The organism is Sphingomonas sp. (assembly GCF_042095875.1).
GTDB lineage: Bacteria > Pseudomonadota > Alphaproteobacteria > Sphingomonadales > Sphingomonadaceae > Sphingomonas.
Genome location: NZ_JBELMJ010000085.1, coordinates 1 through 5192, shown reverse-complemented (window position 1 = coordinate 5192; position 5192 = coordinate 1). Strand labels below are relative to the sequence as shown.

Genomic DNA, 5192 nt, shown 5'->3' with positions numbered 1-5192 from the left:
TGGTGCAGTGGACCGCGACCTTTCTGGTGATTCGCATCCTGTCGCCGAGCGACTACGGCCTGTTCGCGATGAGCGCGGTGGTACTCGCCTTCACCAACATGCTCGACGGCTACGGTCTCGCGAGCGCGCTGGTTCGGCAGCCCGAGGTGAGCGAGCGCGACATTCGTCAGCTGTTCGGCCTGCTGCTGCTGCTCAACGGCGGCTTGGCCGCCGTCCAGGTGATCGTCGCCCCGCTGCTCGCGGCCTATTACCGGCAGCCGATCGTCGCCGACATGCTGCGCGTGCAATCGCTCCTGTATCTTACCACGCCGTTTATCGCGCTTCCCTCCGCGCTACTCAGCCGGCAGCTCGATTTCAGTCGCCAAGCCAAGGTCAATGTGACGGCCTCGCTGATGTCGGCGTCGACCGCGCTGATCGGGGCATCGTCAGGATGGGGCGTGTGGACGCTCGTTGCGGCGCCGGGCGCGCTCTACCTGACCCGCGCGGTCGGGCTGACCTGGTCGGCGCGCGCGCTGGTGCGGCCGTTGTTCCGCTTCGCGGGTGCCGGGCAGTTGATGCGATTCGGTGGTTTGATGGCGCTAAGCCAATTGTTCTGGTTCCTGCAGAGCCAGAGCGACGTCTTCATCGCCGGGCGTGCGCTGTCGCCGCACCTGCTCGGCATCTACACCACCAGCCTGTTTCTGGCGCAGATCTTCGTGTCGAAGTTCGTGCCCCCGCTCAACGAGGTCGCGTTCAGCGCCTACGCGCGGATCCAGCATGACCCGACCGCGCGCGCGGCTGCGTTCCTGAAAGCGATGCAGCTGGTGATGCTGGCCGCACTGCCGTTCTACGCAGGGCTGGCCGCCACCGCCGAACCGCTGGTGCACGCGGTGTTGGGGGAGAAATGGGCCGAGGTCGTGCCCGTGGTTCGCCTGCTCGCCTTCGCGATGCCGCTGATGACGGTGCAGGTGCTCTATTCGCCAGCGTGCGACGCGATCGGGCGACCGGGCGTGGCCGTCATCAATGGTGCGATCGGCGCGGTTCTGCTGACGGTCAGCTTCCTGGTCGGCGTTCGCGGCGGTGTGACGGGGCTAGCGACCGCCTGGGTCGTGGCATACCCGCTCTACCTCGTGATCAGCAGCCGCCGCGCGCTGCCGGTGATCGGCGTGTCGTGGCAGGCAGTCGTGCGGGCGGCGGCGCCGGCGCTGGCGAGCGCGGGCGCGATGGCGGCGCTGGTGGTCGGCGTTGATCGCCTGCTGCCGCCTATCGGCGCGATGCCGCGCCTGGCCGTGCTCGTCGCATTGGGCGCGGTCAGCTACGCGGGGCTGCTACTGGCGTTCGCGCGCGACACGGTACGCGAGGTCGCGCGGCTGGTGCGCGCCTGATCGCCGTTCACACCTGCTGAATGTAGTCGCGCATCGCGCGCGCCTCCGCCTCGATCCGGTCGATACGATATTTCACCAGATCGCCGATCGAGACGATGCCTACCACCTTACCCGCTTCGACGACCGGAAGGTGACGGATGCGCCGCCGCGTCATCAATGACAGCGCGCCGAGCACCGAGTCGTCGCGGCCCACCGTCACGGCGGGCGCGGTCATCACCGCCGACACCGGCTGGTCGAGCGCCGCGGCGCCGCGCTCGCGCAAACAGCCGATCACGTCGCGTTCGGAGAACACGCCCGCTACCGCACCGTCGCGACCCAGCACCGGTACCGCACCGATGCGGCGCTCGGCGAGCAGTGCGACCGCGTCGGCGACGGTTCGCTCAGGTGAGATAGACACAATGTCGGCGCCCTTGTCGCCGAGGATCGCCGCGATGGTCATCGCCTTCTCTCCTATATCTTCTCGTGCCTATGGACTGGCGCAGAGCATCATTCCACGTTCGCGCGCGCGTTGCAAAGCGTTGCCGCACGTCGCGTGACGAGTAGATGCGTAGCCCAGGGCGGGAGGATGGCGCAGTGCAAGGTTTGGACGATCCGGCGCAGGCGCGGTTCGCATGGGCGAGGTTTCGGCGCATCCTGCGCTGGGTGACGCTGGTCGGCATCGTCGCGGCGTTCGTCGCCGTCTGGCTGGTCGGCCGCGCCTATGGCGAGCTCGGCTGGGTAGCAACGCTCGCGACCTTCGGTGGCGTGATCGGGTCGGTCGCGATGGCGGGCGCGTTGATGGGCCTCGCGTTCATGAGTTCGGGAACCGGTCACGACGAGGCGGCCGACGCCGCCGGTCTGGATACGAGAACGGGCCGAGCGCCCCGAAAGGACGTCGGCCCGTAGTCACCTCCCTACCGGGATCGGCGCGCTCAATTCACTCGGCAGGCGTCGCCTCACCACTGGCCGCGCGAACGATCCGGCGGCGACGCGGCTTGGGGGCGTCGTCAGCGGCATCGTCGGTGCCGGGTGCGGACGCGTCGCCGTCGCGCGCGGACACGAGGCCGAGTGCCGGCGGCAGCCGGTCGGCCCCCAGCGCATCGGCGGGCGCGGCCGTGTCCACGGCATCCTCGCGCGGCTTGCGCGTCCGGGTGCGGCGGCGTGGTGCCTCATCCGTAGGCGCTTCGCTCGCCTGCTGCGGCATAGCGGCCTGCGCGTCGCCCACGACCGGTGACTGCGGCACGTCGACGTCGTTGGCGACAGGCGCTTGCGTCGGACGCTGGTAGCGACGCTCGTCGCCGCGGCCGTCATCGCGCGCATCGTTCGGGCGACGCTCGGCGCGTTCGAGACGAGGGCGATCCTCGCGCGGTTGACGCTGCGGGCGATCGTCGCGGCCCTGACGCTCGTCACGATCGAAACGCGGTCGCTCGTCGCGCTGGCGATCGTCGCGGCCTTCGCGCGGGCGATCGTCGCGGTCGCCGCGGAAGCGCTCGTCGCGCGGCTGGCGGTCGGCCTGCTGGCGATCGCCCTGATTGCGCTCACCCTCTTGGGCGCGCTGCACCTCGTCGGCACGGACGGGCTCGCCCTCGTCACCGAAATCGTCGAAGGGGTCGAACTGGTCGAAGTCGTCGCGCTGCTGGCGACGCTGCTGGCCCTGCTCCTCGTTGCGACCGCGCTGGTCGGCGAGCACGCGAAAATAATGGTCGGCAAACTGCAGGTAATATTCGGTGTTTACCCGGTCGCCCGACATCTGCGCGTCGCGCGCCATGTTCTTGTATTTTTCGAGCAGTTGAGCGGCATTGCCCCGTGCGCGGCTGTCGATGCGGTTGCCGCTGTCGCGCTGCCCCTGGCCGCCACCGCCGCCGGGACGCTGCGGTCCATTGCCACGACCGCGACGGCGGCCTTGCTGACGATTGTTGATCAAAAGTGTGTCCTCGTCCTCGAACCTAAAACGGCACTGCTCCCGAGCGGCATCGACCTCGCGATGCACGGGCGATCATTCCCCAGGACGGTCGCGCGGTGGCGAACCGGACCTGCCACGGCCACCGGACTGCAGCGGCTGATGACGAAGGGGGGGCAAACGCCCCAGGAACAACGACGCGAGAAACAGCGCTGTCTGTGCGGGCCCCTATACGCGCCCTAGCTGCTCGCTCGTCGTTCTCAAAGCGAAATATGCGGTCCGCCGCCACGCTTTTCAAGGCGTGACCACGAGGCAACGATCGTGTCCGGCGAGGTCGCGGCGCACCGCGACGCGCAGACCGGCGTCGCGGAACAGCGCGGTCGCGCTTTCCCCCTGGTCCGAACCGATCTCGACGGAGGCGACGCCGCCGGGTGCGATCTGTGCGGCGAGTAGCGGCGCGATGCGGCGGTAATCGTCCAAGCCGTCGGCCCCGGCGAACAACGCGCTCGCGGGTTCCCACGCCTCCACTTCGCGGGGCAACGCAGCGTCTTCGGCGATATAGGGTGGATTGCACAGCACGAGGTCGAACGCTTCACCCGTCCCCTCCCAGCTGCCGGGGACGACGCTCGCGCGATCGGCCAGACCCAGACGATCGACATTGGCCCGCGCGATGCGAAGCGCATCGGGTGAGGCATCGACGCCGACGCCTCTCGCCGAAGGCCACTCGTCGAGCGCGGCGAGCAGCAGCGCGCCGGATCCGGTGCCCAGGTCGAGGATGCGGCGAGGACCAAGCGTCCCGGCGAAATGCGCCACCGCCGCCTCGATCAGCGTCTCGCTATCGGCACGCGGCACCAGCACGCCGGGCGCGACGTGCAGATCGACCGTCCAGAACGCGCGGGTGCCGGTCAGATAAGCGACGGGTTCGTGATTGGCGCGCCGCTCGACCATCGCGTCGAACGCCGGCGGTACCGACCAGTCGCCGAGCGTCAGCAGCAGGCGCTCGCGTGTGATGCCGAGCGCGTGCGCGAGCAGCAGCTCGGCGTCGAGCCGCGGGGTGGCGGAGAAGGCGAACCGCTGTGCGGCAGCGGCGAGTGCGGCGCGGGGGGTTAGGACTGACATCAGGATGCTACCGGGCCACGCCGCGGCGAAGCCGCGTCGTCGGTCGGAGCCGCTGGCTGCGCCGGTCGTGATTGATCGAGTCCTGTCGCGGCACGCGACAGGCCGACCTACGCATCCAGCGTCGCCAGCCGCTCCGCCTCATCCTCCGCGATCAGCGCGCCGACCAGCTCGCCTAACTCACCTTGGAGGATTTCGGGCAGGCGATGGAGCGTCAGGTTGATGCGGTGGTCGGTGACGCGTCCTTGCGGGAAATTGTAGGTGCGGATGCGCTCCGAACGGTCGCCCGAGCCGACCATCGCGCGCCTGGTGCCCGATCGCTCCGCCGCCAGCCGCTCGCGCTCGGCCTCGTACAGTCGCGTACGCAGGACCTTGAGTGCCTTGGCCTTGTTCTTGTGCTGCGACTTCTCGTCCTGCTGGATCACGACCAGCCCGGTCGGCAGGTGGGTGATGCGTACCGCGGAGTCGGTCGTGTTGACCGACTGCCCTCCCGGCCCCGACGAGCGATAGACGTCGATCCGCAGGTCCTTCGCCTCGTCGATCTGGACGTCGACCTCCTCCGCCTCGGGCAGCACCGCGACGGTCGCCGCGGATGTGTGGATGCGCCCGCCGCTCTCGGTCACCGGAACGCGCTGGACGCGGTGGACGCCGCTCTCGAATTTTAGCTTGGCGAACACGCCCGATCCGGTGATCGAGGCGACCACTTCCTTGAACCCACCCGCGTCGCTGTCCGATGCCGAGATCAGTTCGACGCGCCAGCCCTGTTCCTCGGCGAAGCGCTGGTACATGCGGAACAGGTCGCCCGCGAACAGCGCCGCCTCGTCGCCGCCGGT

General features: G+C 69.2%; 6 protein-coding genes and 1 pseudogene. 2 read left to right on the top strand and 5 right to left on the bottom strand.

All coding sequences use genetic code 11. The annotated features are described in order from the left end of the window. Window positions 1-2: 2 nt before the first annotated feature. Window positions 3-1364, top strand: a complete 1362-nt coding sequence (locus tag ACFDS6_RS16475; RefSeq protein ID WP_375273180.1) for a lipopolysaccharide biosynthesis protein — start codon at window positions 3-5, stop codon at window positions 1362-1364. 7 nt (window positions 1365-1371) lie between these two features. Here the strand turns inward: ACFDS6_RS16475 and ACFDS6_RS16470 are convergent, their stop codons facing one another. Beyond that, window positions 1372-1803 (bottom strand): CBS domain-containing protein, encoded by a 432-nt coding sequence (locus ACFDS6_RS16470; RefSeq protein ID WP_375273179.1) that lies wholly within the window; start codon window positions 1801-1803, stop codon window positions 1372-1374. A 134-nt stretch (window positions 1804-1937) separates the two neighbouring features. Here ACFDS6_RS16470 and ACFDS6_RS16465 point away from each other — a divergent pair, with 134 nt between their 5' ends. Next, window positions 1938-2249 carry a hypothetical protein gene (locus tag ACFDS6_RS16465; RefSeq protein ID WP_375273178.1) on the top strand — a complete coding sequence of 104 codons (312 nt, stop codon included), beginning with the start codon at window positions 1938-1940 and terminating at the stop codon, window positions 2247-2249. Between the two features lie 31 nt (window positions 2250-2280). On the opposite strand, the gene ACFDS6_RS16460 is transcribed toward ACFDS6_RS16465, so the two are convergent. The 4 genes and pseudogenes from ACFDS6_RS16460 to prfA all read right to left on the bottom strand — a co-directional run. Next, on the bottom strand, window positions 2281-2586 hold the full coding sequence (locus tag ACFDS6_RS16460; protein ID WP_375273181.1) for a hypothetical protein: 306 nt from the start codon (window positions 2584-2586) through the stop codon (window positions 2281-2283). 489 nt (window positions 2587-3075) lie between these two features. Then, window positions 3076-3333: pseudogene (locus ACFDS6_RS16455) on the bottom strand (DUF4167 domain-containing protein); the annotation flags it as partial. 204 nt (window positions 3334-3537) lie between these two features. After that, window positions 3538-4362, bottom strand: coding sequence for a peptide chain release factor N(5)-glutamine methyltransferase (prmC, locus tag ACFDS6_RS16450; RefSeq protein WP_375273177.1), 825 nt, complete (start codon window positions 4360-4362; stop codon window positions 3538-3540). 107 nt (window positions 4363-4469) lie between these two features. Then, on the bottom strand, window positions 4470-5192 hold a 723-nt coding region (prfA, locus tag ACFDS6_RS16445; protein WP_375273176.1), incomplete at its 5' end, for a peptide chain release factor 1.